We start from the raw sequence: 25,457 nt of genomic DNA on the forward strand, positions 1-25,457 counted from the left end.
TTAGCCTTTCATCGCTAGAGTTCTGCAAAGTGGGCGTACTAATTGCTTAAGGAGATCTCAATGTTATTTAGACGATATCTTCTAAGGTGGTTAGATGAAGCTAGATTATGGGAAGTACCGGGGAATAATTGTTTCTATTGCATTATTTCTGTTGCTCGACGCATCGGTAATGTCATTAAATTTTTATATTTCATATGAAATTTCGGAAGATGCCGTGGGTGTCAATATTGCTGGTCGGCAACGGATGCTGTCGCAGCGGATGATGAAATCACTTTTGGATATGCGTTCTGTATTAGTTGCTAGTGAGTCTGAGGGAGCTGATATTACGTCCGTGCTCAATTCAGCGCTAAAGGAACTCGATGCCACGGTGAATATGTTTCACGCCACGCTTATCGCGTTTGATGAAGGTGGTTTGGCGCCGGGTGCAGAGGGTGGTGAGGTGCTTTTGAAACCAGCTGGGTCTGGGGCCAGTGTTGCCGCTTTACATGAGGCGAAACAAATTTGGGCGCCATTTTATAAGCAACTTAATGCTTTGCAGAAGACGAACTTGACTGCCGAGTCCCAGATATTTTTAGCTCAGTTAAATACTGCTGTGGCCTATGGTCGCGAATATAATTTAACGTTACTAAAACTCATGAATCAACTCACTGGTGAATTGGAAAATGTCGCTAGTTCAAAGGCTAGCCGTCTGCGCTGGATTCAAACGGCGGGGATCAGTCTGGCAATAATTAACTTTTTTATTATTATGTTCCATTTTTTGCGTCAGCTTCGGGACAGTGATCGTCATATTGAAGTGGCGCGTGGGGAAACCCAAGAGATCCTCGATACTGTTAACGAAGGCTTGTTTTTGATTGATAAAGAGCAGCGGATTGGTGAGCAGTGTTCAAAGGCATTGGCGGATATGTTTGGGCGGCGCGATATTGCCGGAAAAAGTTTTAATGACTTACTCAGTGGTATCGTGTCGGAGAAAGATCGCGCCACCGCGACGAGCTATATAGGCTTATTATTCGATCTGCGTAAAAAGCAAAAGCTCATTGGCGATCTAAATCCTTTGCGTCAGGTTGAGATTTATATACCACAGGCAGACGGTAGTTACGTTAATAAGTATTTGAGTTTTTCGTTTTCTCGCGTTATGAGCGAGGGCAATATCATCCATATACTGGTCACGGTTGTGGATGTATCCAAACAGGTATTACTTGCTGGCGAGTTGGATGTGGCTCGGGCGCAGGGGCAGGAGCAGTTGGCTCTTTTGTCTACAGTTCTGCAAGCTGACAGCGATATGTTGAACATGTTCTTAAAAAACAGTGTCAGTAGTTTTGCCAAAATTAATGAGATTCTAAAGCATCAAGCAAAGTCGGTACCCCAATATATAGATAAGGCCAATCAAATATTTGCTCTGGTGCATAACTATAAGGGTGAGGCCTCGGCCTTAAATCTTGGTCGATTTAGCAGTCAGGCTCATGAGTTTGAGGAGCAAATTATTGCCTTGAAAAATCGTAGTGAATTGACTGGGAATGATTTTCTGGGTTTGGCAGTGATCTTGAATAAGCTCATTGCTGAAACCGAGAGTATTCAGGATTTATTAAGCAAGGTGGCTAGCTTTAGATCGAATACCAAAACGTCTGTGGCTACCTTGGCCGCAAACAATGGTGATTATTTATCGTTTAGTCATCTGCAGATGCTGGCGACAAAAATATCCGAGCGTCAGGGTAAAGAGGTCGAAGTGGTGTGCACAGGCTTTAATGACGTTGCCCTTGGCGACGAGGCGCAATCCACGCTGAATGGCCTAGCAGTACAATTGGTGCGCAATGCTGTCAGTCATGGCATAGAGACTTGCTCGAGCCGTATTCTTGCAGGTAAACGTCCTCAGGGAGAAATTAATCTTCGTATCGCAAAGCGTAATAATGGTGATTTGCAGTTAGTGTGTGAAGACGACGGCAGTGGTCTCAATCGCGAGGCCATTTTACGAGCGGCTTTAGAGCGTGGTCTTATCAGTGGCGAGGAAGACCTAGAGGGTGATGATCGCCGTCTTGCGGAATTGATTTTTCACCCAGACTTTTCTACTCGGGATGCTGCCGACGAAGATGCTGGGCGTGGCATGGGGCTATTTGCATTGCGTCAGACCGTGCGGGAGATGGGGGGGAAAATTGCTATTAACTCACGCAATGGTCGCGGCGCTCGCTTTGTTGTTTCAATACCAGTAACGGCACTGCAAATGAACGTGGCAGTATAAAGAGGCGTGGTTATGTTGAAATTAATGGTAGTAGACGATTCTAATATCATTCGCTCAAAAATTTGTCGCGCTCATAATGCGGATAAATTCGAGATTGTTGCAACCGCGACTGACGGTGCTGAAGCCATTGCATTTTTTGAAATGCACCATCCTCAGGTGGTCACCATGGACTTAACCATGCCCAATATTGATGGTATTGAGTGTATAGCGCGTTTAGCGGCGATAAATCCTGAGGTGCTTATATTGGTGGTTTCTGCTTTGTCGGATCAAGCGACAGGTATTGAAGCCCTCGAAAAAGGTGCCAGTGGCTTTTTATTAAAACCTTTTAGCGAAAATGACTTGCGTGCGGCCCTAGACGAACTAACGGAACATCTTAATGACTGAAGATAAACTGCAAATATTTATAGACGGCGTTGTGCGTTATTTTGAACATACTGCAGACAATGATATGCGTGTAGGTACGCCTTATTTAGCTTCTAATGCAGATCCGATTTCTATGGATTACACCGGCATTATTGGTATTTCCGGTAACAATAAGGGGTGTGTGTATTTTACTGCGCCCAAAATCATGCTGAAACATTTAATGATGAGCTTAGGTGAGCCAGACACCTCAGAAGCTAATATGATCGACCTCGTAGGTGAAGTGGCTAATACAATTTCAGGGAATGCGCGTCGTGAGCTGGGCAAAGATTTTATGATCTCTGTGCCGGTTGTTGTGTCTGGTGCCCCGAGTAAAATTCACTTACCCAGTGAGATGCGTTCTTACGTGGTGCCGGCGGTGTGGCGCTCTTACAGCGCAGCTGTGGTGATTTGTTTGCAGGCATAATATAGTGAAATCCGCGTTTGTAGAGGTATTGGTGAGCAAGCGCGAGTGGGTTTGAACATTGTAGTGAGTGTTATCAATCGTTGGAACCTAGTGTGCCGCTTCAAATAAACTGAAGAATATGGATGATTTTGCTATAATCCGTAAAATTTATTTTGCAGAATAGTCATGAGAATAGCAGCCCCCATAATCCTGTCAGAAGAAGAACGCAAAAAATTCACTAAATTGCTTCACAGCGGAAAACCCCCTGTACGCCTTATGGAGCGCATAAAAAATTATTTTATTAGCTCATGAAGGGAAAGAGAATCAAGCTATAGCGGAAGAATTGGAGATAGGCAAGAACAAAGTTGGACGTTGGCGCAACCGCTATGCTGAAGGTGGATTCAAAGCATTAGAAAAGAACCTCCCGCGCGGTAAAAACCATGCAGGGAAAAGCAGTCTTGGCCAACTACGTTTACGCAATAACGTTATTCGGATGACCACACAGGAAAAACCTGCCGATGGGACACACTGGTCGACCCGCTCATTAGCCAAAGCTTTAAATACCACAGATACATTTGTTCATCGTGTTTGGAAATCAGCCGGGCTGAAGCCGCATTTGACAAAGTCATTTAAAGTCAGCAATGACCTTTTGTTTGAAGAAAAGCTGCATGATATTGTTGGCTTCACTGCTGTCCCATAACTTAGAAATAAAAAAGGCTTGGTTCTCAACAAGTTGATACAATGAAGTTGCGAACAAAAACTGTAATAACAGGGGTAACCAAGCCTTGTCACATCATAACACGGTCTTTTCACAATTGTTAAAATTGGTATCGAGACATGAATTTGAAGGTCTAGCAAAAGAGCACCACGAGGGCCAAAAACTGCGCAAAATGTCACGGTGGTCTCAATTTGTTTCCTTAAGCTTGGCTCAGCTTTCCGGTCGCGCCAGCCTGCGTGATATTGTCAGCAATCTGTCTGCTCAAGCGGCCAAGCTTTACCATCTCGGCAGCAATAATGTTACGCGCAGCTCCTTATCACGCGTGAACGAATGTCAGCCTTACACACTTTATGAAGCCTTGTTTCATAAACTGTTATCCCGATGTCACGCTACCGCACCAAAACACGGGTTTCGTTTCAAGAACAAACTGTATTCTCTGGATTCCACTACGATTGACCTGTGCCTTTCTGTTTTCCCGTGGGCAAAATTTCGTCGTACCAAAGGGGCCGTCAAAGTCCATGTCGGTCTTGACCATCAGGGTTTTCTGCCCAGCTTTGTCCGTATCACCGACGGTAAACAGCATGATGTCACCGTCGCCCGCGCACTCGCCTTACCCGCCGACAGCATTGTCGTAATGGATCGCGCTTACATAGACTATGCATGGTTTAACAGCCTGAATGACAAAGGAATTTTCTTTGTCACTCGACAAAAACGCAATGCCACTTACCGTATTACTGAGCGGAGGGACGTCATTAAGGCCAAAGGGCTGACCTGCGATCAAACTATCTACATTACTGGTAGCAAAGCGCAAACTTGTTCAATTCCTTTGCGACGAATCGGCTTTAAAGACGCGACGACGGGTAAGCACTACGTATTTCTGACTAATAATTTTCACCTTGCCGCTAAAACTATCGCTGACCTTTACAAATCCCGCTGGCAGGTCGAATTATTTTTTAAGTGCATTAAGCAAAACCTCAAGATTAAGTCATTTGTCGGTACGTCTAAAAATGCCGTCATGACGCAAATCTGGATTGCCATGTGCGCCTACTTGCTACTTTTATGGATAAAGTTCAGCTGTCAAATTGATCGCAGTCTTCAGCAGATGATTCGGTTACTCCAGCTTAATTTATTCGAGCGGAGGGATTTGATGACGCTGTTGAGAGGTGACCCGCCGGAGTTAGTAGATAAACTAAATCACCCTCAACTTGAACTACTATGAAAAGTTATGGGACAGCAGTGTGCTTGGGTAGTAAGCAACATCCCCGACGCCACGGGTTTGCCGTGGCCAGTAATGCCGAGCAATTCACAGATAGAACCGCAGAGTTCAGTTTGTTGCGGTGCAGAATCTGAGCGGTGAGAGAAGTGCTCGCCAATCACAAAAAGTGGTATGTCGCGTTCCTCAGGGAGAATGCCGCCGTGGCTCTTATCACCGTTCATACCGTGGTCAGAGGTGATCAACACTTGATAGCCCTCATCAATCCACGTGGGCAGGTATTTAGATAACTCACCGTCGGAATTGCGTACAGAATTGCGGTAATGGGCGCTATCTACACCCTCGTGATGCCCCGCATTGTCAATATTCATTGGGTGTATCAACATAAAGTCGGGGTTGTGGCGGCGCCGTAATGATTCTGCATCGAGGTACACATAGCCGTCGGGATAGTGGTCGCCGTGATAGAAGCAGCCATGCTGAATCAGTTGTTCAAGATCCTCGGTGTGGCGATCGCGTACCGCGTCATAGGGGCTGCGGTTGTATAGCTCACTAAACCAATGAAATGCGGCGGCCGCGGTGGTGAGCCCTGCCTCGCGGGCCAAACTAAAAACGCTTTGTTGATTGGAATTGCGGTTTACGTCGTTATGGACAATGCCGCTTAAAACTGGGGTAACGCCGGTGAGGACGGTTTCATAGAGTGGGCGAGACTTGGACGGTAGCTCGCACTGAAGCTTATACAGGGTGGTTATTCCCTGGGCGTTTAGGCCCTGAAGAAAGCCCATGCACTGCTCTGCAGTGTTATAGGCTAGGCCATCAAGCACGATGAGTATTACTTTATTAGACATATTCTCCTATCAAGATCATGGCCGATTAACATCGGTCGCTAACTCAAATTCATTGCGCCGAGAGTAGGTTGTTAATATGAAGAATATATGACAGTTGGGAATTTATTATGGTGGCATTGTGCAGTGGCCAGCACATTAGTGGTGATTTGGTTGTAAAATCAGAAGCGGCTTTTTGTGGCAACGCACTGCCTTTTTCGAGATCTGCTTTGTTGTGCTTATAATTGAAATCAAAGGTCGCTTGAATGACTATACGTAAGTCTTGGTAAGTTAAACAGACTTATTTACAAGCGCTTATTTTGGTCTAGTATGCGGCTAACAAACGCCGCTTAGGCGTAGTGCTGGGTGTAAAGGATATATTTTTCCCGTTGGCGGAATGATGTTTAGGTGTCATGGATGATTAAAAATAAAATGGGCGTAACCTCCTTATTACTTACCGTGGCACTTTTTGCCGGAGCTAGCGCTTTTGCCGAAGTTGCACCGGCCACCGCGCCAAGTGAGCCTTATCACGCTCCGGCACTTACGCTGTATGGGCATTTGCCCAGCATCGACATGGTTGCGCTTTCTGAATCGGGTCGGCAGCAGGCAATGCTCGCTACCGTCGATGACCGGCGGATACTGCTAGTTGGGGATGTTGGCAAAAAAATTGAGATCAAACTCGGCTTAGGCGACATCAAAGCTCGGGATTTGTATTGGGCTGGTGAGCGCTACGTGGTGGTGATTACCAGCTCTACTCAAAACCTAGGGATGAACTACGGGTATAAATATGAGCTACAGAATATAGCTGTTTTAGATACCCAATCTAAGGATTTTTTTTGGCCTTTGGCTAAATCCGACCGTGTTCTAAATGCCGCATTTGGTGTTCACATGCCGGTTAAAGCTGACGACGGCTGGCAGCAATGCGTTAATACTTTGCCGTTAAATAGGAGCAGCCGGTCTGGATCAGTGTGGATATCAGGATTTGACATTGAGCTTAGCTGCATAAATTTAGACTCGCGTAAACTGAAGTTACTGGCTGCGGGGCGCGAAGACGGCAGCGGCTGGTTGCTCGGCGCAGGGCCAACCGTTATTGCTCGCGAAACCTACGACAGCATCCGCACCGATTGGGAACTTTACGCGGGTAAGCGTGGCGACCGTTTATATAAAGCTAAAGACCGCTTTGGTCGAAATACCATTGTTGGCCAAGGTCGAACGCCAGGCACCGTACTCTTTATAATTCATAATAAGCGCGGCGTTGCGCAATTGATGGAGATGCCGCTAGACGGAAAAGCCGCGCCGGTCGAATTATACCCAGCCTTAAATATTAACGAGTATGTTTATAGTCGCACCACAGGCCTATTGACCGGCATTGTTATTGGCGGCGATACGCCCACATTAGAAATGATAGACGATGGCCTAGAGGCCCGAGTGAGGGGCACCCGCAAGGCCTTTCCTAACTTGAATGTGCATTTTGAGTCGGTGACCGATGATTTTAGTCGTATGGTGGTACGTACCGACGGCGCCACCGATAGTGGCACATGGTGGTTTGTGGATATACCCTCGGGATCGGCGGTTGAAATTGGTTGGCGCTACCCAGGTATTAAACCAAGTCAAATTGGTCCGGTGACGACTTGGCATTACACCGCTGCCGACGGCTTGGACATACCCGCTATTTTAACGTTGCCGCCGCATCGCGAGGCCAAGCAGTTACCTTTAGTCGTGCTGCCGCATGGTGGCCCAGAGTCGCGGGATTACCCCGAGTTTCACTGGATGGCTCAGGCGTTTGCCAGCCGTGGCTATGCGGTGTTGCAGCCCAATTTTAGAGGCTCTCGCGGTTATGGTGTTGGCTTTCGCAATGCCGGTTTTGGCGAGTGGGGGCGCAAAATGCAAACCGACCTGTCTGATGGTATAGCGACCTTAGCGGCGCAAGGAATTATTGACCCTAGTCGCGCCTGTATTGTTGGCGGAAGTTACGGCGGTTATGCCGCGCTGGCGGGGGTTACGGTTCAGCAAGGTATCTATCGCTGTGCGGTGGCAATTGCACCAGTTAGTGACTTAAACCTAATGTTGCGGAATACCGAATTTGACAAGAAGCGCGGTGAATTGCGCTACTGGAAAGAGTTTATGGGCGCTGATGGCGTAGGGGACAATAGCTTAGATGCCATATCACCCTACACCTTGGCCAAGCGCGCAGATGCACCAATTTTACTGATTCACGGTAGCGATGACACCACGGTGGAGATTGTGCACAGCGAACGGATGGCGAGCAAATTGCGCTCGGCGAAAAAGCCTTATGAATTTATTAAGATTGAAGGCGCAGATCATTTCTTGTCGCAGGAAACCACACGGCAGCGGGTGTTGGCCGAATCTGTACGCTTTGTGTTAAGGAATAATCCCCCGAATATAGACGCGATACGCGACTGGCAGCCGGAATAATGTTTATAGAGTTGAGCTGCTTGCAGCGGTATTCCTTGCGTCTAAGATCATCCTTAATGTGTAAATAAATAGGCCACTGATAGGCGGTCTTTTACTACCACCTGCTAAATCTGTATAAGCAAAAGGATGGAGGTTTCAAATGGATCTTGAGAAAAATTGGCCGGAAATTTTGAGCGTTCTTGGCAGCGCTAAAAAGGCCAACCGTTTCTTCTCCGTCGCAACGGTCGATTCCGCGGGCAACCCGCACATCACCCCCATTGGTCATGTTTTTTTTCGCAATGATATGACGGCTTACTACTTTGATGCCTACTCAAAAGCTATGCCAAAAAACTTTGAGCACAATAAGCGGGTATGTCTAATGGGGGTTAACAGCAGCACGGGCTTTTGGTTTAAGTCGCTTTTTAACGGCAAGTTTAATTCAGCGCCAGCGGTTCGACTATTTGGTGAGGTTGGTGAAATTCGGGATGCTAGCGCAGACGAAATTGAAACACTTCAGGCTACCATACGAATTACAAAAAAGCTGAAAGGTCATAAATTGCTCTGGGGTAACTTAAACCGCGTGCGAGATATTAAATTCGATTCCTTTGCGCCAGCAACTTACCCTGCTATGTGTGATGGGCTTTGGCAATAAAGTAATACTGAGCGGAATATAGATAATGCTATCTAGACAGCGGCGCTACGTATTACTGGTAAAAAGCGTAATTGGTTCATGCAAGGAAAAATACTAATGGGTTTGAGATAACCGGTGGCTACAAAATGAAATGTGCCATTGTATAGTTAGTGGTAGATGTTCTGTGCAGGCGGAGTTTTATATGTGTATCAGACCATTTAAAGATAGCGATTACTCTACGATAACGCGGATATACGCAAATACTAAGTTAGATGAGTTGCGATACGAGGATAAAGTATTTGAGCTGCTTCCCCTTGAGGAAGACGCGGTGCGGCTGAAGCAATTAAGCGAATCTGATATCTATCTTTACGATAACGGCGAAGTTCTTGGCTACGGCGCGGTATTTGGCCAAGAAATAAGGGCATTATTTGTGCTTTCGAAATATCGTGGACTCGGTGTAGGGCAGGCAATTTTAGCGTTCTTGATGGCAAAGGCTGGAGGCGAAATGAGTCTTTACCTTGCTAGTAGCAATCTGCCCGCTAAAAGGCTTTATGAAAAATACGGATTTATCACGGTAGAGACCTTTGAAACGAGGTATAACGGCTTAGCCGTTTTTGCCGATAAAATGGTCCGGCCTGCTGTGGGGTGATTGTTTTAATTTGGACTGAACAATGGATTTTCAAACTATACCTATTACCCGTATCTTTGATGAAGACAAAGCCAAGGCGTTCTATCTTGAATATCTCGGCATGACGCTCGATTGGGCGCATCGATTTGAACCGATGCTGCCTATTTACATGCAGGTATCTAAAGGGAATTTCACGCTGCATTTAAGCGAGCATTCCGGCGACTGCACGCCGGGCAGTAAAATTTTTGTGGACGTCAGTGATATTCAAGCGCTGTTCGGTGAGTTGGCGGCTAAAGATTACCCCTATTGCAATCCTGTACTCGAAACAGCCGTGTGGGGTGGTCGTTGTTTTACGGTGACAGATCCATTTTCAAATCGAATTCTGTTTAGTGAGTCAAGTAAGTCGTAGTTACGGTCTTTGCGAGCCAGTTTAGCTAAATTACCCTGCCATAACGTACAATACCGCTTTATTTACGAACAGGGCGTATTACATGGCGATTCAGTGGTATCCGGGGCATATGCACAAGGCCCAGAAGGACATCAGGGAGCTATTGCCCCAAGTTGATTTGTTGATCGAAGTGTTGGATGCCCGCATCCCGTACTCCAGTGAAAACCCCGCTATTGAAAAGATTCGTGGCGATAAACCCTGTATCAAAATTCTGAGCAAATCGGATCTTGCCGACCCTGCGGTAACGGCGGCGTGGCAGGCGCATTTAGAGCAGCAGCGCGGGGTGAAGACGTTTCCAACCACGACCAATGAACCGGCTAAAATTAAGCAGCTATTGGAGCTGTGTCGGCGTATGTTTCCCGCTAAGGATGCTGGGGTTAAAACCATCAACGCAATGATCGTTGGCATTCCCAATGTGGGTAAGTCCACCATCATTAATACCTTGGCCGATCGAATTATTGCCAAGACCGGCAATGAACCAGCGGTAACCAAAAGCCAGCAGCGCATTAATTTGGGCAGCGGCATTGTGCTGTTTGATACGCCGGGTATTTTGTGGCCCAAAATTGATAATCCCAATAGTAGTTACCGGCTTGCGGTGACGGGTGCGATTAAAAGCACCGCCATGGAATACGACGATGTGGGCTTTTACGCGGCCGATTATTTGATTAAGGCCTACCCTGAATTATTAAAAGAGCGCTTTCAGCTAGAGAGTATCCCCGATACTGAACTTGCCTTTTTAGAAGTGGCGGCGCTCCGACGGGGCGCGCTAAGTGCGGGCGGGCGCATTAATTTACACAAAATCTGTGAGCTGCTGATTAATGAGCTGCGCGCGGGCACTGTTGGCCGGATTAGTTTAGAAACACCAGAAATGGTGGTGCAGGAAAAAATCGCTATTGCTGAAGCGCAAGCTAAAAAGGAGGCCGATGCGGCTGAGCGTAAGCGGCGGTTTAAACAAGGCTCGCGCAACCCCAGTGACAGCGAACTGGCGGCACAGGAGGCGAATAATGCTAAGCGAGCACCGCGTGGATCGCGGCCGCCAAAGGCGACGAAACCACGTAAATTAAAGTAAATATCACTCATGTCTTCAGGTGAAAATGCTGGGCAATTAAACGCAAGCTCCGGCGTTGATGACGGCCAGTTAAGTGCCGAAATTGAACAAGCCATATCACAGGCTGCGGCACGCTATTTTGATGAGTGCCGCCAGCGGGTACCGAGCTTTGTTCGCCGCCATTTTACTTACCCTGGCGCAATAGCCTTAAACCGAGTTGCCTTGGGCTGGGATATGTTGCGCGCGCCGCTAAATTTATTTTGGGCACCGCTGTATAGCCTTATTTCACTGCTGCATTTCGCCTGCGTTAAACAGCCGCGCTTAGCTGGGCTCGCGAGCTTGTTGGCGCGTATTCCCAGCGGCTTTAGTACGCAAGTTCAGGCGCAAATTAGCGCACTGGTAATGGACGAACTCCTTAATGCTCGCAGCGAGGACAATGCCTTCGAAGTGCATCTGCTGACGTCCTTGCAAACGGTCTATCGCCGGCATAATCATGACGCGACTACTGATCAGCATTTTGCGCAGATCATTGAGCCGTTGCTCAACGACGCCTTAAAGCAATATCAGCTCACTCGCACTGCCTCAGCGGACATCGCCAATAGTCTCTCCTGCACGGTGCTTGGTGCGTTTGCCTTTCAGAAGTTCACCCCGGGTGGTATTGGCGTGGCTGCGCTGTTGGCCTCTTTGTTGGCGACGGAGTTGGCCAGCCGCAATTTTGTGTTTGGTGAAACCTTGGGGCGCTGGTATTACGGTGTGTTTCCGCCAGAACCGAATTTGAGCTTAACCTTAGGGATGTTGGCGGGGATTATGGCCTTGTTGGCGGCCTTTGCGGCATTTTCGGGGGTGATAACCGACCCTGTGCAGGCGCTTTTGGGCGTGCATCGCCGCCGTTTAATGAAAATGTTAGATCATTTGGAGCACGATTTTAACGAAAAGCGTACTAGCAGCTTTCGGCCTAAAGATCAGTTTGTAGCGCGGATTATGGATGGTTTTGACATGATTAAGTCTAGCCTGTTCTGAATTTTACACGGTGGAATGCGGGCTGAGGTGCTTCGCTTAATCACTGCGGGCGTAAGTATGGCATAATGGCGGCGGGTTTATGGCTGGGCCCTAGGTGATGGCGATTGGCTATAATGGCAAACGGCGCCCACCAAATAGCGTTTAATCAATTGGGAAGTAAGCATGGATAATAATGATGTTCTGCGCCGGGTGCGCTACATCTTCGATTTTAATGACGCAAAAATGATTTCGGTTTTTGGTTTGGCGGATCATTTGGTGAGTCGAGAAGAAGTGAGTGATTGGTTGAAGCGCGAAGGCGATCCGACTTATCAACCCCTCGGTGATTTGCATCTCGCGGCTTTTCTTAACGGTTTGATTAGCGATAAACGCGGCAAGCGCGAAGGCCCAAAGCCTGAGAATGAAAAGCGCTTAAGCAATAATATGATTTTTATGAAGTTGAAAATTGCCCTAAACCTCAAGGCCGAGGATGTTATGGCAATTTTAGCTTTGGCAGATGTGATTATTAGCAAGCACGAGCTGAGTGCGTTTTTCCGCAAAACCGACCACAAGCATTATCGCGAGTGCAAGGACCAGATTTTACGCAATTTTCTGAAAGGCTTGCAGCGTAAATACCGAAGCGATGCTGAGGTAGAAGTAGAGTTTGGCAGCGAAGTAGAATAAGCATTTAGAACAAAACAGGGTGATACTTTTGCGTCACCCTGTCCTCATCGCATTTTTAAAACCACAGTGTTGCCTTAGCTAATATTCCCCGTAACCCGAACTCGGCGGCTGGTGGGCGCAGATTCTATGGTTTTTGCGGCTTCGCGTTTCTTAATACCATCGTCGATGATGTTCTTCAGCGCGATAATCATTCCCGTAAAAATAAACGCGCCCGGCGGTAAAATTGCCACCAACACCGCGGTGTAATCCTCTACCAGTACAATCTTCCATGCCTTGGCACCTTCGCCAAACAGTAAGTCCATATTCGCGAAAATCGCGCCGGTACCAATAATTTCTCGCACTGCGCCGAGCAGCATCAATATAACGGCAAACCCCGCACCCATAATAAAACCGTCGTACATGGCGGGCAGTACTTTATTCTTGCAGGCAAAGGCGTCGGCGCGGCCAAGAATTACACAGTTGGTGGTGATCAGCGGTAGAAAAATACCAAGGATTTGAAATAGCTCATAGGCAAATGCCTGCATTAATAGCTCGATGCAGGTTACTGCCGCAGCAATAATCATTACAAATGCCGGTAGCCGGATGGCATCCGAGGCAAAGCTGCGAATCATCGACACGCAGGTATTTGAAACGGTGAGCACGAGCATTGTTGCCAGCCCCATACCCAGCGCATTAATCACTGAGCCGGTTACCGCTAACAGCGGACATAAGCCGAGCAGCTGAACAATGGCGGGGTTGTTCTTCCACAGCCCGTTTAGGGAGATCTCGCGGTAGCTGATGTCACTCATTGCTGTTCTCCTTGTCAGGCTCTATGCCGGTAATCATGGCGCGATTAGCGTCAAAATAAAGTAGGGCGCGGTGTACTGCACCGGTTACCGCACGCGGGGTGATGGTTGCGCCAGTAAACTGGTCAAACACGCCCTTGTCTTTCTTTACTGCCCATTTACCTGGTTCTGGGTTTGTGAGGCTTTTACCGACAAAGCCGTCTACCCAGTGGCTCTTTTTGTAGTCTACCTGATCGCCCAGGCCCGGCGTCTCGCGATGTGATAAAACTCGTACTCCAGCAATGCTGCCGTCGAGGTTAATGCCGACGATCATATCGACATCGCCGGTATAACCGTCGCGGGCCGTGGCGGGCAAAATAGCGCCCACAAAATGGCCCTTTTGGGTGGCGCGGTAGAATTTTTTGGTTTCACGCAGGCCCAGTAACTCGGTGTCGGCGATGGTGTCGGCGGCGTCGAGCATGGAGTTGTCGTGACGGGATTTGGGAATAATTTCCAGCAGCGCGCGCTCTTCGGCGTGGCGGATGTTTTCCTGAATTAAACCTCGGGTAGAAAGATAAGTGCCGGCAATCACGCCGGTGGTGACCACCGCAAAGAGGCCCAATAATAGACTGTTTTTACTGATCGATTGGCCGAGAATATTCATTTATCGGCTCCCTTCGTTTTATGCCCATAAGTGCGCGGCTGGGTGAAATGATCAATAAAGGGCGCGGCAAAGTTCATTAACAATACCGAGAAGGCCAAGGCATCGGGATAATTGCCCCACACCCGAATAATATAAATGAGCAGGCCAATTAAGGCGCCGTAAATTAGGCGGCCGCGATTGGACACCGCCGAGGTCACGGGGTCGGTAACAATAAAGAAAGCGCCGAGCATGGTGGCGCCGCTGAACAAGTGAAAGAAAGGCGAGCCGCCAGAGGCCGAGCTGCCGCCGTCGTAGAAGAACAGCGACATTAGGGTGAGCACCGCGAGCATGCTCAGCGGCGCGTGCCAGGTAAAAATACGACGGTATATTAGGTAGGCGCCGCCCAGTAAAAATCCGGCATTTGCCCACTCCCAGCCTTTACCCGCAACTTGACCAAACTGGGGCGATTGTGACCAGAGATCGCTAACGAGCAGTGAGTTGTTTTGCTTTAGCACATCTAAAGGCGTGGCCATGGTGATGGCGTCAATGGCCTCGCGACCAAAGCCAAAGCAGTAGCGCAGGGCTTCGATGGGGCCGAGTAAGTCGCCGGCAAAGCTACCCTTGGGCGCCAGCCACTGGGTCATTTGCACGGGGAAGGAAATCAGCAGCATGACGTAGGCGGCCATGGCGGGGTTGAATGGGTTGTAGCCCATGCCGCCATAGAGTTGTTTGCAAATTAAAATCGCAAAACCGGTGCCGATCATAATCAGCCAAAATGGCGCGGCCGGCGGCAGCGCTATGCCGAGCAGAAAGGCGGTGACTAGGGCGCTGTAATCATTGAGGTAAAAGCCAATAGGCCGCTTGCGCCAGCGCAGCGCTAAGGCTTCAAACGCCAATGCGGTAATACTGGCCCATAGCACGTTAACAATGGTGCCAAAACCAAAGAACCAGGTCAGCGCCAGCATGCCGGGCAGGGTCGCCAGCAACACAAGGCGCATGACACTGGCGGTGCTCATGGGCCCGTGGGCGTGGGGTGAACTGACTTTTAAAAATCCCATAGTCTGCTGTGTGCTCTATAAAAGGGTATTAGCCCAGCTGCTGTTTAGCGCTGGCCAGTTTGTCTTGTAGCTTCGCTATTGAGTCGGCGAGAATCTCGGCCTTGTCGTCGCCGCTTTCTTGGGCGGCGCTTAATTTCTCTTGAGTGCGCGCAATACGATTTTCTAAAGACGCAATGGTTTGTTTGAGCTTATCTTCGTCGCTCATATCTGCTTGGGCGGCGCGCGCAGCTTTGGCGCGTTCAATAGCTGCTTGTACTGGATCATCGCTGCTGCTTGGTGCTGGTGTAGTTTCAGCACTGGCTGGTGTCTCCGCCGCAAGTCTCGCCAAGTGCGCGGCTAAGTCTTGTTTCGCCGTTTCCAATTTGCTTTGCGTTTTTTCAACTCCAGTGGCAAAGGCGGCGACATTGGCGTCGTTTTGCTCTTGGGCAGTACTCAGTTTTTGCTGGGCGGCGGCAAGGCGTTTTTCGGTGGTGGCGACGAGGTTCTGTAGGCGTTGGGTTTTGTCCTCGTCGCTCTCGTCGGCGCTAACACCTGCACGTTTAGCCATGGCGCGGGCGATGGCCGCTTGTGCTGGATCGGCTGCGTCATGCGCGGGCGCACTTGCGAGGCTGGCTTGATGGTTGGCAATTTCTATTTGCAGGGCCGCGACTTTATCTTCGGTTTTGATTACCGCGGTGGCAAAGGCCTCGACGTTTTCACTGGCCTGCTCTTTAGCAAGGGCCAATTTTTCACGGGCGCTGACGAGTCGGCGTTCAGCGCTGGCAAGCAGTAATTGCAGGCGTTCGGTTTTGGCAGCGGGGTCTTCTGCTGCGACCTTGCCGTCGCCCTTGTCTTGAACCCTGTCTTGAGCCTTGGCTTGAGCGCGCGCTATGGCATCTTGAGCGGGGTCGGCGGCGTCAGCCTTTTTGGCCTTGCTGCGTTCAATTGCCGCTTGAATAAGATCTGTCTTGCTGCTGTCGGGATTGCTCGCGGCGGCAGCGGCTTTGTCTTTGGCGGCTTTGAGGCGAGCGGCGCGTTTGGCTTCTTTCTCTGCCTCTTCTTGCTCTAGTCTGGCGGTGCGCGCTTCAAAGCGTTCCTTGGAACGCTCTGCTTTAATTTTGTCTTGCTGGGCCTGACGGATCTCTGCTTTAGAGGCGCGGTAATATTGCACCAGGGGAATATTACTTGGGCAGACATACGAGCAGGCGCCGCACTCGATACAGTCGAAAAGTTGGTGGTCTTCGAGTTTTTCGTGTTCTTGGGCGCGGGAGAACCAGTACATTTGCTGGGGCAGCAGCGACACGGGGCAGGCTTCGGCGCACATGCCGCAACGGATACAGGCCTGAGCTGGCGGCGGTGGCGGTAGCTCGGCAGCGCTGGGCGCCAAAACGCAGTTGCTGGTTTTGACGATGGGCACGGCAGTGTCTTGCAGGGTATAGCCCATCATCGGGCCGCCCATAACCAAGCGAATGCAGTCGTCTTTTTTAAAGCCGCTTTGGTCCAGCAGAAATTGCACTGGCGTGCCGAGTAATACTTCGTAATTGCGGGGCTGACTGCAGGCTTCACCGGTAATGGTGGTAATGCGCGAGATCAGCGGCTCGCCAAAGCAAATGGCGCGGTAGATTGCGGTGGCGGTGCCGATGTTTTGGCAGACAATGCCGATATCGGCGGGCAGGCCGCCAGCGGGCACTTCTTTACCCGTTAAAATTTGAATTAATTGTTTTTCGCCGCCAGAGGGGTATTTGGTGGGGAAGGGCACAATTTCGATGCCGGTTCCTTGCGCAGCTTTTTGCAGTGCGGCAATGCCCTCGGGTTTATTGTCTTCAACACCGATCAGGGTTTCTTTGCTGGGCTTAATTAAATGACGAAGAATTTCGGCGCCGGCAATAATTTCGGCGGCGCGCTCGCGCATAAGAATATCGTCGGCAGTGATATAGGGTTCGCACTCGGTGCCGTTGAGAATTAAGGTCTCAATGGGTTTGTCGTCGCGGGTGCTGAGTTTTACTGCGGAGGGAAAACCCGCGCCGCCCATGCCCGCAATACCGGCTTGGCGAACGCGGTCAATTAAATCCATTTTGCTTAAGCTGCGAAAGTCGTCAACGCCGCTATGGCTAATCCACTCATCTTGGCCGTCGGTGTCGATCACAATGCAGGCACCGCTCATGCCTGAGGGGTGGGGGATTAAGCGCGATTCAATGGCCACTACCGTGCCAGATGTTGGCGCGTGCACGGGGGCGCTAACAAAGCCCTTGGCTTCGGCAATCATTTGGCCTTTTAAAACGCGGTCGCCGACGCTAATGATTGGACTAGCTGGCGCGCCAATGTGCTGGGCCAGCGGCAGTATTAATTGCGGCGGTATACCGGCAGCTTGGATAGGCGACTGCAGGGACTGCTGTTTGTTTTCTGCTGGGTGAATACCGCCGTGAATATCCCACACCTTTCTTATCAGCTGGCTCATGCACTGGCCCCGCTGCGGTCGCTGGCAATAAGGTCTTCGGGCGGCTTGGGTTTGTCCCAGTGCCAGGTTTGCAAGCTGGTTTCGATGGGGCGCATTTCTATACAGTCTACTGGGCAGGGTTCAACGCAAAGATCGCAGCCGGTGCACTCACTGGCGATAACGGTGTGCATATGTTTGGCCGAGCCCAAAATGGCATCGACGGGGCAGGCTTGAATACATTTGGTACAGCCGATGCATTCCTCTTCGCGAATATAGGCGACCGACGGCACGGACTCTTCAGCTGCGTCTAGGGGTTTAGCTTCTACGCCCAGCAAATCCGCAAGCGCCGCGATGGTGGCTTCGCCGCCAGGCGGGCATTTGTTGATGTCGTCGCCGTCGGCAATGGCTTGGGCGTAGGGGCGGCAGCCGGGGTAGCCGCATTGGCCGCACTGGGTTTGCGGCAGCAGTGCTTCAACTTGGTCGGCAATCGGGTCGCCCTCGGTTTTAAATTTTACCGCAGCAAAACCGAGTAGGGCGCCGAACACCACGCCGAGGCTGACCAGTGCCAGCAGGGACGCGATAAACGGGTTTTGGGCAATTAATTCAATCATCGTTATACCAAACCGGCGAAGCCCATAAAGGCCAGTGACATGAGTCCGGCGGTAATCATACCAACGGCAGGGCCTTTAAAGGGTTGGGGCACATCGGCGGCGGTAATGCGTTCGCGCATGGCGGCAAACAATACCAAAACCATGGAAAAGCCCGCGGCGGCGCCAAAGCCATACAGGGCTGATTCAACAAAGCTGTGGTCCTTATTGATGTTGAGTAGGGCAACACCGAGCACTGCGCAGTTGGTGGTGATCAGGGGCAGAAATACGCCAAGCACCTTGTAGAGCATGGGGCTAGATTTACGGACCACCATTTCGGTGAACTGCACTACTACGGCAATCACTAAAATAAAGGTGATGGTGCGCAGGTATTCTAAACCGAGGGGAATCAGCAGCCACTCATAGGTAAGCCAGCTGCAAATCGAGGCGAGGGTCAGTACAAAGGTAGTTGCACTGGACATGCCAATGGCGGTTTCCAATTTATTGGAAACCCCCATAAATGGACACAGGCCCAAAAACTGCACCAGTACAAAGTTGTTAACCAGAATGGCGCCGATTAACAGTATTGAATAGTCTGCTAACACAATTGTAGCCTCATTTTGTTTCCCCGCTAGCTTGATGCGGCATTCCGCAAAAAGTGCGCCGTGACCAGCATACGCCGCTGGCTGCCCCTTGTGGCGGGCCGGATCTTAGTTTATTTCAATCAAGCCTTCAAATTGCCAGTATGGCTGTTAGGCATTCTGGCGAGCGTGTCTTTGACTTGAGTTACTGGATCTTCATGCCTGCTTTGGCGCCACTGTCGGGGCTGAGCAACCAAATCTCTTGATCGCCTGGGCCTGCGGCCAGCACCATGCCTTCGGATAGGCCAAAGCGCATTTTACGGGCTTCGAGATTGGCCACCATTACTGTGAGTTTACCCACCAATTGCTCGGCAGTGTAAGCGGTTTTAATCCCAGCAAAGACTTGGCGCTCACCATATTCGCCAAGGCTTAAGGTGAGGCGAAGTAATTTGTCGGCGCCCTCGACCGCTTCGGCAGCAATGATTTCTGCTACGCGCAAATCGATCTTAGCAAAATCGGGGTAGGCTATTGTGTCTGCGATACCCGTGTCTTTGTCTTTTGCTGCCTTTTTTGCTTTGGCTTTTACTGGTGCTGCTGGCGCCGCGGCGGTGCTACTGTCGCCGCTGGCGGCGACCATGGCTGCGACTTTGTCGGCGTCAACGCGATTCATCATTGCCTTAAACGGCTCAATGGCGTGGTCTTGCAGTGGGCTGAACTCGCCCTGCCATGTCAGCTTGCAGTTTAAAAAGGCCTCGGCTTGTACGGCGAGCTCGGGTAGTACCGGTGTTAAATAGGTCATCAACACGCGGAAAATATCGATGCACTGGGAGGCAACGTCGGCGGCTTGGCCGGCGGTGTCTTCGCTTTTTGCCAGTTTCCATGGTTCGCAGGAGTCAAAGTATTCGTTGGTGGCATCGGCCAATGCCATGATCTCGCGCACGGCTTTGCTGTATTCACGCTGCTCGTAAAGTTCGGCAATCGCATCGCTGGCGCCAGTGACGCGCTTCCACAGCTCGATGTTGTGCTGTTTGCTAGCCAGTTTGCCAGCATTGCCCTTGTGTACGAATTTGGCGCTGCGGCTGGCGATATTAACTAGTTTGCCAACGAGGTCGGAATTGACTCGGTTAATGAAGTCTTCGAGGTTTAGGTCGATGTCGTCTACCGCGCCGGATAATTTAGCCGCAAAGTAATAGCGCAGGTATTCGGCGGGTAAGTGTTCCAGATAGGTTTCGGCTTTAATAAAGGTGCCGCGAGACTTCGACATTTTCTTGCCATTAACGGTTAAAAAACCGTGGGCATAAATCGCGGTGGGCTGGCGGAAACCTGCCGAATCGAGCATCGCAGGCCAGAACAAACCGTGGAAGTTAATGATGTCTTTGCCGATGAAGTGATAGAGCTCTGCCTTAGAATCCACCCCCCAAAATTCATTAAAGTCGCGGCCATTGGCTTCGCACCAGTTGGCGCAGCTGGCCATGTAGCCAATGGGGGCGTCTAGCCAAACATAGAAGAACTTGCCTGGCGCGCCGGGAATTTCAAAGCCGAAGTAGGGCGCATCGCGAGAGATGTCCCAGCTGTGCAAACCGGCATCTAACCACTCGCGCAGTTTGTTGGCGATTTGCGGTTGCAGGGCGTCGCTGCTGGTCCATTGGCGGAGTAGGTTTTCAAAGTCGCCGAGTTTAAAGAAAAAGTGGGTGGAGCTTTTCTCGATGGGCGTGGCGCCGGAAATTGCCGAGCGGGGATTAATCAGCTCTGCTGGGGTGTAGGTGGCGCCGCAAGCTTCGCAGTTGTCGCCGTATTGGTCGTCGGCCTTGCACTTGGGGCAGGTGCCCTTGATGTAGCGGTCGGCTAGGAATAGTTGCTTCTCGGGGTCAAAAAGCTGGGTAACGTCCTTGCGCTCAATATGGCCATTGGCGTCGAGGCGGCGATAAATTTCTTCAGAGTAGTGTTTGCACTCTGGGGAATGGGTGGAGTGGTAGTTGTCGAAGCGGATTAAAAATCCGGCCAAATCCCGCTCGTGCTCGGCCTTTACCCTGGCAATTTGCTCCTCTGGCGTAATGCCGAGTTTTTCGGCAGTGAGCATAATGGCGGTGCCGTGGGCATCGTCGGCGCATAAATAGATGCAGTCATTGCCGCGCTGCTTTTGAAAACGCACCCAAATATCGGTTTGGATGGATTCCAGCAAATGGCCGAGATGGAGTGGGCCGTTGGCATAGGGCAGAGCGCTGGTAACGAGGATCTGGCGCGACATGAGTGTCCTTGTTGTAACATGGCGGCGACAGTTGGTGTGACTGGCGGCGCAGGTGGATTCCGAGGCGCCGTATTATAGCGTTTTTGGCCTCCTCGTGCATCTGCTGTGGCGTTGTTCGATGCCGGTCTGCCGCGTATACTCGCCCGCTGATTAAAAGGTTTATCTGAGTAGGGACTGGAAATGGCGACAGAATTGGAATCTCGCGTTCGCGAAGCATTGTTAGCAGTGGTTTTGCCGGGTTTGTCGGCGCCGCTTGCCGCGTTTGCTGATATTCATTCTCTGGCGGTGAAGGGCGATCGCGTCGACGCGGTTGTGGAGCTGGGTTTTGCGGCGCGCAGCGCCCAGCAATCCTATGAGCAGGCGCTGAGTAATACCTTAAAAGCGCTCAATGGCGTTGCCGATGCTGCGGTGCGCGTTACTTGGAAAATCGCACCCTACGCGGCTCAGCAAAATATTAAAAGTATGGAGAACGTTCGCAATATTATTGCGGTAGCGTCGGGCAAAGGCGGCGTGGGCAAGTCTACCACAGCGGTTAATTTGGCCTTGGCGCTGGTGGCCGAGGGCGCACGCGTTGGCCTGTTGGACGCCGATATTTACGGCCCCAGCGTGCAGATGATGCTGGGCGTTGCCGATGGTGTGCGGCCCAAACCCTACGGCACCCATTATTTGTTGCCGATAGAAGCCCACGGCGTGCAGTCGATGTCCATGGGTTATTTGGTTACCGAAGACACGCCCATGGTATGGCGCGGGCCAATGGCGACCGGCGCACTTCAGCAGCTATTAAATCAAACCTATTGGCAGGATTTGGATTATCTGATTATTGATATGCCGCCGGGAACTGGCGATATTCAGCTGACCTTGTCGCAAAAAGTGCCGGTGTCGGGTGCAATTGTGGTTACCACGCCGCAGGATATCGCCTTGCTCGATGCTAAAAAAGGCATCGAGATGTTCCGCAAGGTGTCAGTGCCAGTATTAGGTATTGTTGAAAATATGGCGGTGCATATCTGTAGTGAGTGCGGGCATCACGAGCACGTGTTTGGCGAGGGTGGCGGTGCGCGGATGGCGAGTAACTATCAAGTGCCAATGCTGGGTTCGCTGCCGTTGTCTATGCAAATTCGCAGTCAGGCCGATTGCGGCAAGCCGGTCATGGTGGCAGATCCTTCTGGCGATGCCGCTGCTTTGTACCGCGGTGTGGCTATTGGTATGACCGCCGAGCTGGCCAAGCGCCAGCGGGTGCAGAGCAATGCCTTTCCCAATATTTCCATTAGTGATGATTAATTCATTTTTATAAAGTAGCGGCTTAAACGATAGCGGCGGTTTAGAAGGTAAGGGGACACAATGAGTATCAAGTCGGATAAATGGATTCGCCGCATGGCTGAAAACGAGGGCATGATTGAACCCTTTGAGCCGAGCCAGGTGCGGGCACAGGGCGGGGCTAAGATTATTTCTTACGGCACCTCAAGCTATGGCTACGATGTGCGTTGCGCCAATGAGTTTAAGGTTTTTACTAATATTTATTCGGCAACCGTTGATCCCAAGGCCTTTGATGAAAAGAGCTTTGTCGATATTAAAGGCGACTACTGCATTATTCCCCCCAACTCTTTCGCGCTGGCGCGCACCGTGGAATATTTTCGGATTCCCCGCAGTGTGCTAACCATGTGTTTGGGTAAGTCGACCTACGCGCGCTGCGGTATTATTGTGAATGTCACCCCGCTGGAGCCTGAGTGGGAAGGTCATGTGACCTTGGAATTTTCTAATACCACAACGCTACCCGCCAAAATTTACGCCAATGAAGGCGTGGCGCAGATGCTGTTTTTTGAATCAGATGAAGTCTGTGAGGTGAGTTATAAGGATCGCGGCGGGAAGTATCAGGGCCAAACGGGCGTGACCTTACCTAAGACGTGAGGGCGGGCGCGCAACGCTTGATGGGAGACGGTATACGCTAAAGCAGGCCCTTGCTGCGCAAGGGCGATACGGGCTAAGCCGCTAGCCCTTAACTTTTTTACCGTTAAGGGTGGCGTTGAGTAATTCCAGTGAGTAGGTGTCGTCTTCATCGGTTTGTTCAAGCCGAACGATCAAATAATTCCAGTCTTTTGCCAACCACACGATGGTTTCACTGTCGCTGCCTTCACGGCTACGGCGCAGCTTGACGGTATTGAGCTTGCCGACGGGGCTGTCGATGATTTCTTCGCCGATTTTTTCAATTTGGTAGGTTTTGTGTTTGCCACGGTTGACCACGGTTTGCACCATGGTGGTGTCGAAACGACCACAAATCAGGGCTTGGCGCATTTGCAATTGGGCGCTGAGCTGATCAAAGGTGCCTGCTGTTAAGGGTGCTGACCACGGCTTGCGGTATTTTTTATCGCTAGCCAAGGCGTTTTGCCAATCGAATTTAATTTTTTGATCTTGTCTGCTGCTAAAGTTATTGCTGTATTCGTAGCGCAGCGGACGCAGGCCCATGGCGCCGTCTTCAATCACGCTCTCTTCACTCACTTTAATGAACATGAGTTTAGCGTGTTGGGATAGCTGCCAGTTGTCGCCTTGCTTGCTCAAGCTGCGAGTAGCGGTGGTGGTTAGGCTATTGCTGCTAATGCGATATTCTGCGGTGTAGGGCAGGATTTGCGGCTTCGCTTGCGCTGTTTCGCCTGCGCTAGCCACATTTATTAAGCAGCTTAGGGTGAAGATTGCTGCGCTAATCCTGCTGAAAAAGAATGCCATTTTCGGGTAAGATTTGCTCATCGAATACCGCCTTTGAGTTCTGCAAAACCAATCGTCCCTCGGCAAACCAACTTGCGGCAAGGGGATATATTGTATGCTCTTTGGACAGTACCCGAGCGGCAAGTGCTGCAGCATCGTCGCCGGCAAATACCGGTATTTTTGCCTGAATTATAGCCGGGCCACCATCTAACTCTTCGGTAACAAAGTGCACGGTGGCGCCGGCTTCACTGTCGCCGGCGTCTAGTGCGCGCTGGTGAGTGTGTAGGCCTGGATATTTGGGCAGTAGTGAGGGGTGGATATTAATTAGCCGTCCAATGTAGTGACGAACAAAGCCAGGGGTGAGTATGCGCATAAAGCCTGCGAGCACTACCAAGTCGGCGTGATAGCTGTCGATGCAGGCTTGCAGCTCGGCATCGAAGGCTTCGCGACTGGCGAATTGGGTGTGGTCGATGCAGGCGGTAGCGATACCCGCTTGCTTGGCGCGCTCAAGACCAAAGGCTTGCGCCTTATTACTGATGACCGCACAGATTTCCACGTTGGGCAGTCGGCCGTCACTACTGGCATCGATAAATGCCTGTAGATTAGAGCCGCTACCCGATAGCAGTATGACAAGTTTGCAGGGCATGAATTACATGCCTGCAATATTGACTTGCGGCTCGTCTTCCCCTGCTGCTTCGATGCTGCCGATCACCTGTGCCACTTCACCCTGCTGGGTGAGCATGTCGATAACAGCTTCGGCGTCATCGGCGGCAACCGCCATCACCATACCGATACCGCAGTTGAAGGTGCGGTACATTTCCCGCGCTTCAACATTGCCTTGCTCTTGCAGCCAGTCGAAAATCGCTGGGCGCTGCCAAGTGCTGCTGTCGATAACCGCTTTAGTGTTGCGGGGCAGAACGCGGGGGATGTTGTCTAACAGGCCGCCGCCAGTAATGTGGGCGAGGGCATTGACCCGATACTGCTTGATAACCCGCAGTACGGGCTTGATGTAGATCCGCGTGGGCGCTAGCAGGGTTTCCCCTAAAGTGCTGTCGCCAAAGGCTTGGTCTAAGGTGGCGCCGCTGTGCTCAATAATTTTGCGTACCAACGAGTAACCGTTGGAGTGGGGGCCGGAGGAGTTAATGCCGACAAGTTTGTCGCCGATCTTAACGGAACTGCCATCGATAATATTGGCTTTTTCTACTACGCCAACACAGAAGCCTGCTAAATCGTAGTCGTCGCCTTCGTACATGCCTGGCATTTCAGCGGTTTCGCCGCCAACCAATGCACAGCCTGCTTGCTCGCAGCCCGCGCCAATGCCGCCAACAACACTGGCGGCTATGTCTACATTTAGCGCGCCAGTGGCGTAGTAGTCGAGGAAGAATAAAGGCTCGGCACCCGTTACCAGTAGGTCATTGACGCACATGGCGACCAAATCGATACCGATGGTGTCGTGAATACCCACTTCCATGGCGAGTTTGAGTTTGGTGCCGACGCCGTCGGTGCCGGAAACCAATACCGGTTCTTTATAGTCGGTTGGAATTTGGCACAGGGCGCCGAAGCCGCCAAGGCCACTCATGACCTCGGGGCGACGGGTGCGTTTGGCAACATCTTTAATGCGTTCTACTAGCGCATCACCGGCATCGATATCAACGCCGGCATCTTTATAGCTTAAGCTGGGCTTACTGGTGTCAGTCATAGTCGTTGGCTGTCCTCTAAGAGGGCGCCATTCTAGCTTGATTGCGAGTTTAATTCAGCAGCAAAAACGCGACTTTTTGCCACTACTCACGACGATGTCACGGTTGCTTGCTACAATGGCGCCT

25 protein-coding genes are annotated in these 25,457 nt (G+C 50.8%); 14 read left to right on the plus strand and 11 right to left on the minus strand.

Annotated features, from left to right (window positions below; translation table 11 throughout):
- The first annotated feature begins 94 nt into the window (after positions 1 to 94).
- The 5 genes from P1U47_RS07155 to P1U47_RS07175 all read left to right on the plus strand — a co-directional run bounded on the left by P1U47_RS07155 (position 95) and on the right by P1U47_RS07175 (position 4,975).
- Positions 95 to 2,233 carry an ATP-binding protein gene (locus P1U47_RS07155; RefSeq protein ID WP_301027992.1) on the plus strand — a complete coding sequence of 713 codons (2,139 nt, stop codon included), beginning with the start codon at positions 95 to 97 and terminating at the stop codon, positions 2,231 to 2,233.
- Positions 2,234 to 2,245: 12 nt separating this feature from the next.
- On the plus strand, positions 2,246 to 2,617 hold the full coding sequence (locus tag P1U47_RS07160; protein ID WP_301027994.1) for a response regulator: 372 nt from the start codon (positions 2,246 to 2,248) through the stop codon (positions 2,615 to 2,617).
- The gene (locus tag P1U47_RS07165) at positions 2,610 to 3,059 is read left to right on the plus strand and encodes a chemotaxis protein CheX (RefSeq protein ID WP_301027995.1); all 450 of its coding nucleotides are present in this window, start codon (positions 2,610 to 2,612) and stop codon (positions 3,057 to 3,059) included. The genes P1U47_RS07160 and P1U47_RS07165 overlap by 8 nt, the downstream gene beginning before the upstream one ends.
- Positions 3,060 to 3,333: 274 nt before the next feature.
- Positions 3,334 to 3,738 carry a helix-turn-helix domain-containing protein gene (locus tag P1U47_RS07170; protein WP_301028151.1) on the plus strand — a complete coding sequence of 135 codons (405 nt, stop codon included), beginning with the start codon at positions 3,334 to 3,336 and terminating at the stop codon, positions 3,736 to 3,738.
- Between the two features lie 85 nt (positions 3,739 to 3,823).
- Positions 3,824 to 4,975 (plus strand): IS4 family transposase, encoded by a 1,152-nt coding sequence (locus tag P1U47_RS07175; RefSeq protein WP_301027996.1) that lies wholly within the window; start codon positions 3,824 to 3,826, stop codon positions 4,973 to 4,975.
- Here the strand turns inward: P1U47_RS07175 and P1U47_RS07180 are convergent.
- Complete coding sequence (locus P1U47_RS07180) at positions 4,957 to 5,814, minus strand: alkaline phosphatase family protein (protein ID WP_301027997.1); 858 nt, start codon at positions 5,812 to 5,814, stop codon at positions 4,957 to 4,959. The two genes, P1U47_RS07175 and P1U47_RS07180, sit on opposite strands and share 19 nt — an antisense overlap.
- A 393-nt stretch (positions 5,815 to 6,207) precedes the next feature.
- Between P1U47_RS07180 and P1U47_RS07185 the strand changes: the two genes are divergently transcribed.
- The 7 genes from P1U47_RS07185 (at position 6,208) to P1U47_RS07215 (ending at position 12,640) form a co-directional block, all read left to right on the plus strand.
- A complete protein-coding gene (locus tag P1U47_RS07185; protein ID WP_301027998.1) occupies positions 6,208 to 8,226 on the plus strand; it encodes an alpha/beta fold hydrolase in 2,019 nt (672 codons plus the stop codon).
- Between the two features lie 139 nt (positions 8,227 to 8,365).
- Positions 8,366 to 8,857, plus strand: coding sequence for a pyridoxamine 5'-phosphate oxidase family protein (locus P1U47_RS07190; RefSeq protein WP_301027999.1), 492 nt, complete (start codon positions 8,366 to 8,368; stop codon positions 8,855 to 8,857).
- A 163-nt stretch (positions 8,858 to 9,020) separates the two neighbouring features.
- Positions 9,021 to 9,485, plus strand: a complete 465-nt coding sequence (locus P1U47_RS07195) for a GNAT family N-acetyltransferase (RefSeq protein WP_301028000.1) — start codon at positions 9,021 to 9,023, stop codon at positions 9,483 to 9,485.
- 22 nt (positions 9,486 to 9,507) lie between these two features.
- Entirely contained in the window at positions 9,508 to 9,873 is a 366-nt protein-coding gene (locus P1U47_RS07200; RefSeq protein WP_301028001.1) for a glyoxalase superfamily protein, read from the plus strand.
- A gap of 82 nt (positions 9,874 to 9,955) precedes the next feature.
- Positions 9,956 to 10,981 (plus strand): ribosome biogenesis GTPase YlqF, encoded by a 1,026-nt coding sequence (ylqF, locus tag P1U47_RS07205; RefSeq protein WP_301028002.1) that lies wholly within the window; start codon positions 9,956 to 9,958, stop codon positions 10,979 to 10,981.
- A 9-nt stretch (positions 10,982 to 10,990) separates the two neighbouring features.
- Positions 10,991 to 11,980: a DUF6635 family protein gene (locus P1U47_RS07210; RefSeq protein ID WP_301028003.1), complete on the plus strand. Its 990-nt coding sequence runs from the start codon at positions 10,991 to 10,993 to the stop codon at positions 11,978 to 11,980.
- Positions 11,981 to 12,142: 162 nt separating this feature from the next.
- Entirely contained in the window at positions 12,143 to 12,640 is a 498-nt protein-coding gene (locus P1U47_RS07215) for a DUF1456 family protein (protein ID WP_301028004.1), read from the plus strand.
- Between the two features lie 74 nt (positions 12,641 to 12,714).
- On the opposite strand, the gene P1U47_RS07220 is transcribed toward P1U47_RS07215, so the two are convergent.
- From P1U47_RS07220 to metG, 7 genes are all read right to left on the minus strand, one after another.
- Entirely contained in the window at positions 12,715 to 13,428 is a 714-nt protein-coding gene (locus P1U47_RS07220; protein WP_301028005.1) for an electron transport complex subunit E, read from the minus strand.
- The gene (rsxG, locus tag P1U47_RS07225; RefSeq protein ID WP_301028152.1) at positions 13,421 to 14,062 is read right to left on the minus strand and encodes an electron transport complex subunit RsxG; all 642 of its coding nucleotides are present in this window, start codon (positions 14,060 to 14,062) and stop codon (positions 13,421 to 13,423) included. The genes P1U47_RS07220 and rsxG overlap by 8 nt, the downstream gene beginning before the upstream one ends.
- Before the next feature lie 2 nt (positions 14,063 to 14,064).
- On the minus strand, positions 14,065 to 15,105 hold the full coding sequence (rsxD, locus tag P1U47_RS07230; protein WP_301028006.1) for an electron transport complex subunit RsxD: 1,041 nt from the start codon (positions 15,103 to 15,105) through the stop codon (positions 14,065 to 14,067).
- Between the two features lie 28 nt (positions 15,106 to 15,133).
- A complete protein-coding gene (gene rsxC / locus P1U47_RS07235; protein WP_301028007.1) occupies positions 15,134 to 17,542 on the minus strand; it encodes an electron transport complex subunit RsxC in 2,409 nt (802 codons plus the stop codon).
- Positions 17,539 to 18,132 (minus strand): electron transport complex subunit RsxB, encoded by a 594-nt coding sequence (rsxB, locus tag P1U47_RS07240; protein WP_301028008.1) that lies wholly within the window; start codon positions 18,130 to 18,132, stop codon positions 17,539 to 17,541. The genes rsxC and rsxB overlap by 4 nt, the downstream gene beginning before the upstream one ends.
- A gap of 2 nt (positions 18,133 to 18,134) precedes the next feature.
- The gene (rsxA, locus tag P1U47_RS07245) at positions 18,135 to 18,713 is read right to left on the minus strand and encodes an electron transport complex subunit RsxA (protein ID WP_301028009.1); all 579 of its coding nucleotides are present in this window, start codon (positions 18,711 to 18,713) and stop codon (positions 18,135 to 18,137) included.
- Between the two features lie 181 nt (positions 18,714 to 18,894).
- A complete protein-coding gene (metG, locus tag P1U47_RS07250; protein WP_301028010.1) occupies positions 18,895 to 20,937 on the minus strand; it encodes a methionine--tRNA ligase in 2,043 nt (680 codons plus the stop codon).
- A 180-nt stretch (positions 20,938 to 21,117) separates the two neighbouring features.
- On the opposite strand from metG, the gene apbC reads away from it, so the two are divergent.
- The gene (gene apbC, locus P1U47_RS07255) at positions 21,118 to 22,215 is read left to right on the plus strand and encodes an iron-sulfur cluster carrier protein ApbC (protein ID WP_301028011.1); all 1,098 of its coding nucleotides are present in this window, start codon (positions 21,118 to 21,120) and stop codon (positions 22,213 to 22,215) included.
- Positions 22,216 to 22,275: 60 nt separating this feature from the next.
- On the plus strand, positions 22,276 to 22,842 hold the full coding sequence (gene dcd / locus P1U47_RS07260; RefSeq protein ID WP_301028012.1) for a dCTP deaminase: 567 nt from the start codon (positions 22,276 to 22,278) through the stop codon (positions 22,840 to 22,842).
- Between the two features lie 81 nt (positions 22,843 to 22,923).
- On the opposite strand, the gene P1U47_RS07265 is transcribed toward dcd, so the two are convergent.
- The 3 genes from P1U47_RS07265 to purM are packed head-to-tail and all read right to left on the minus strand — an operon-like array spanning position 22,924 to position 25,333.
- Positions 22,924 to 23,676 (minus strand): DUF3108 domain-containing protein, encoded by a 753-nt coding sequence (locus P1U47_RS07265; RefSeq protein WP_301028013.1) that lies wholly within the window; start codon positions 23,674 to 23,676, stop codon positions 22,924 to 22,926.
- On the minus strand, positions 23,630 to 24,280 hold the full coding sequence (gene purN / locus P1U47_RS07270; protein WP_301028014.1) for a phosphoribosylglycinamide formyltransferase: 651 nt from the start codon (positions 24,278 to 24,280) through the stop codon (positions 23,630 to 23,632). The genes P1U47_RS07265 and purN overlap by 47 nt, the downstream gene beginning before the upstream one ends.
- 3 nt (positions 24,281 to 24,283) lie before the next feature.
- The gene (gene purM / locus P1U47_RS07275) at positions 24,284 to 25,333 is read right to left on the minus strand and encodes a phosphoribosylformylglycinamidine cyclo-ligase (protein WP_301028015.1); all 1,050 of its coding nucleotides are present in this window, start codon (positions 25,331 to 25,333) and stop codon (positions 24,284 to 24,286) included.
- Positions 25,334 to 25,457 lie beyond the last annotated feature (124 nt).

Origin of the sequence: Zhongshania sp. (assembly GCF_029212375.1) — a bacterium.
Lineage (GTDB): Bacteria > Pseudomonadota > Gammaproteobacteria > Pseudomonadales > Spongiibacteraceae > Spongiibacter.

Coding starts and splice junctions, on each gene's coding strand:
- P1U47_RS07155 (WP_301027992.1), top strand. CDS start 95: ATGAAGCTAGATTATGGGAAGTACCGGGGAATAATTGTTTCTATTGCA.
- P1U47_RS07160 (WP_301027994.1), top strand. CDS start 2,246: ATGTTGAAATTAATGGTAGTAGACGATTCTAATATCATTCGCTCAAAA.
- P1U47_RS07165 (WP_301027995.1), top strand. CDS start 2,610: ATGACTGAAGATAAACTGCAAATATTTATAGACGGCGTTGTGCGTTAT.
- P1U47_RS07180 (WP_301027997.1), bottom strand. CDS start 5,814: ATGTCTAATAAAGTAATACTCATCGTGCTTGATGGCCTAGCCTATAAC.
- P1U47_RS07185 (WP_301027998.1), top strand. CDS start 6,208: ATGATTAAAAATAAAATGGGCGTAACCTCCTTATTACTTACCGTGGCA.
- P1U47_RS07190 (WP_301027999.1), top strand. CDS start 8,366: ATGGATCTTGAGAAAAATTGGCCGGAAATTTTGAGCGTTCTTGGCAGC.
- P1U47_RS07200 (WP_301028001.1), top strand. CDS start 9,508: ATGGATTTTCAAACTATACCTATTACCCGTATCTTTGATGAAGACAAA.
- ylqF (WP_301028002.1), top strand. CDS start 9,956: ATGGCGATTCAGTGGTATCCGGGGCATATGCACAAGGCCCAGAAGGAC.
- P1U47_RS07210 (WP_301028003.1), top strand. CDS start 10,991: ATGTCTTCAGGTGAAAATGCTGGGCAATTAAACGCAAGCTCCGGCGTT.
- P1U47_RS07215 (WP_301028004.1), top strand. CDS start 12,143: ATGGATAATAATGATGTTCTGCGCCGGGTGCGCTACATCTTCGATTTT.
- P1U47_RS07220 (WP_301028005.1), bottom strand. CDS start 13,428: ATGAGTGACATCAGCTACCGCGAGATCTCCCTAAACGGGCTGTGGAAG.
- rsxD (WP_301028006.1), bottom strand. CDS start 15,105: ATGGGATTTTTAAAAGTCAGTTCACCCCACGCCCACGGGCCCATGAGC.
- rsxC (WP_301028007.1), bottom strand. CDS start 17,542: ATGAGCCAGCTGATAAGAAAGGTGTGGGATATTCACGGCGGTATTCAC.
- rsxB (WP_301028008.1), bottom strand. CDS start 18,132: ATGATTGAATTAATTGCCCAAAACCCGTTTATCGCGTCCCTGCTGGCA.
- metG (WP_301028010.1), bottom strand. CDS start 20,937: ATGTCGCGCCAGATCCTCGTTACCAGCGCTCTGCCCTATGCCAACGGC.
- apbC (WP_301028011.1), top strand. CDS start 21,118: ATGGCGACAGAATTGGAATCTCGCGTTCGCGAAGCATTGTTAGCAGTG.
- dcd (WP_301028012.1), top strand. CDS start 22,276: ATGAGTATCAAGTCGGATAAATGGATTCGCCGCATGGCTGAAAACGAG.
- P1U47_RS07265 (WP_301028013.1), bottom strand. CDS start 23,676: ATGAGCAAATCTTACCCGAAAATGGCATTCTTTTTCAGCAGGATTAGC.
- purN (WP_301028014.1), bottom strand. CDS start 24,280: ATGCCCTGCAAACTTGTCATACTGCTATCGGGTAGCGGCTCTAATCTA.
- purM (WP_301028015.1), bottom strand. CDS start 25,333: ATGACTGACACCAGTAAGCCCAGCTTAAGCTATAAAGATGCCGGCGTT.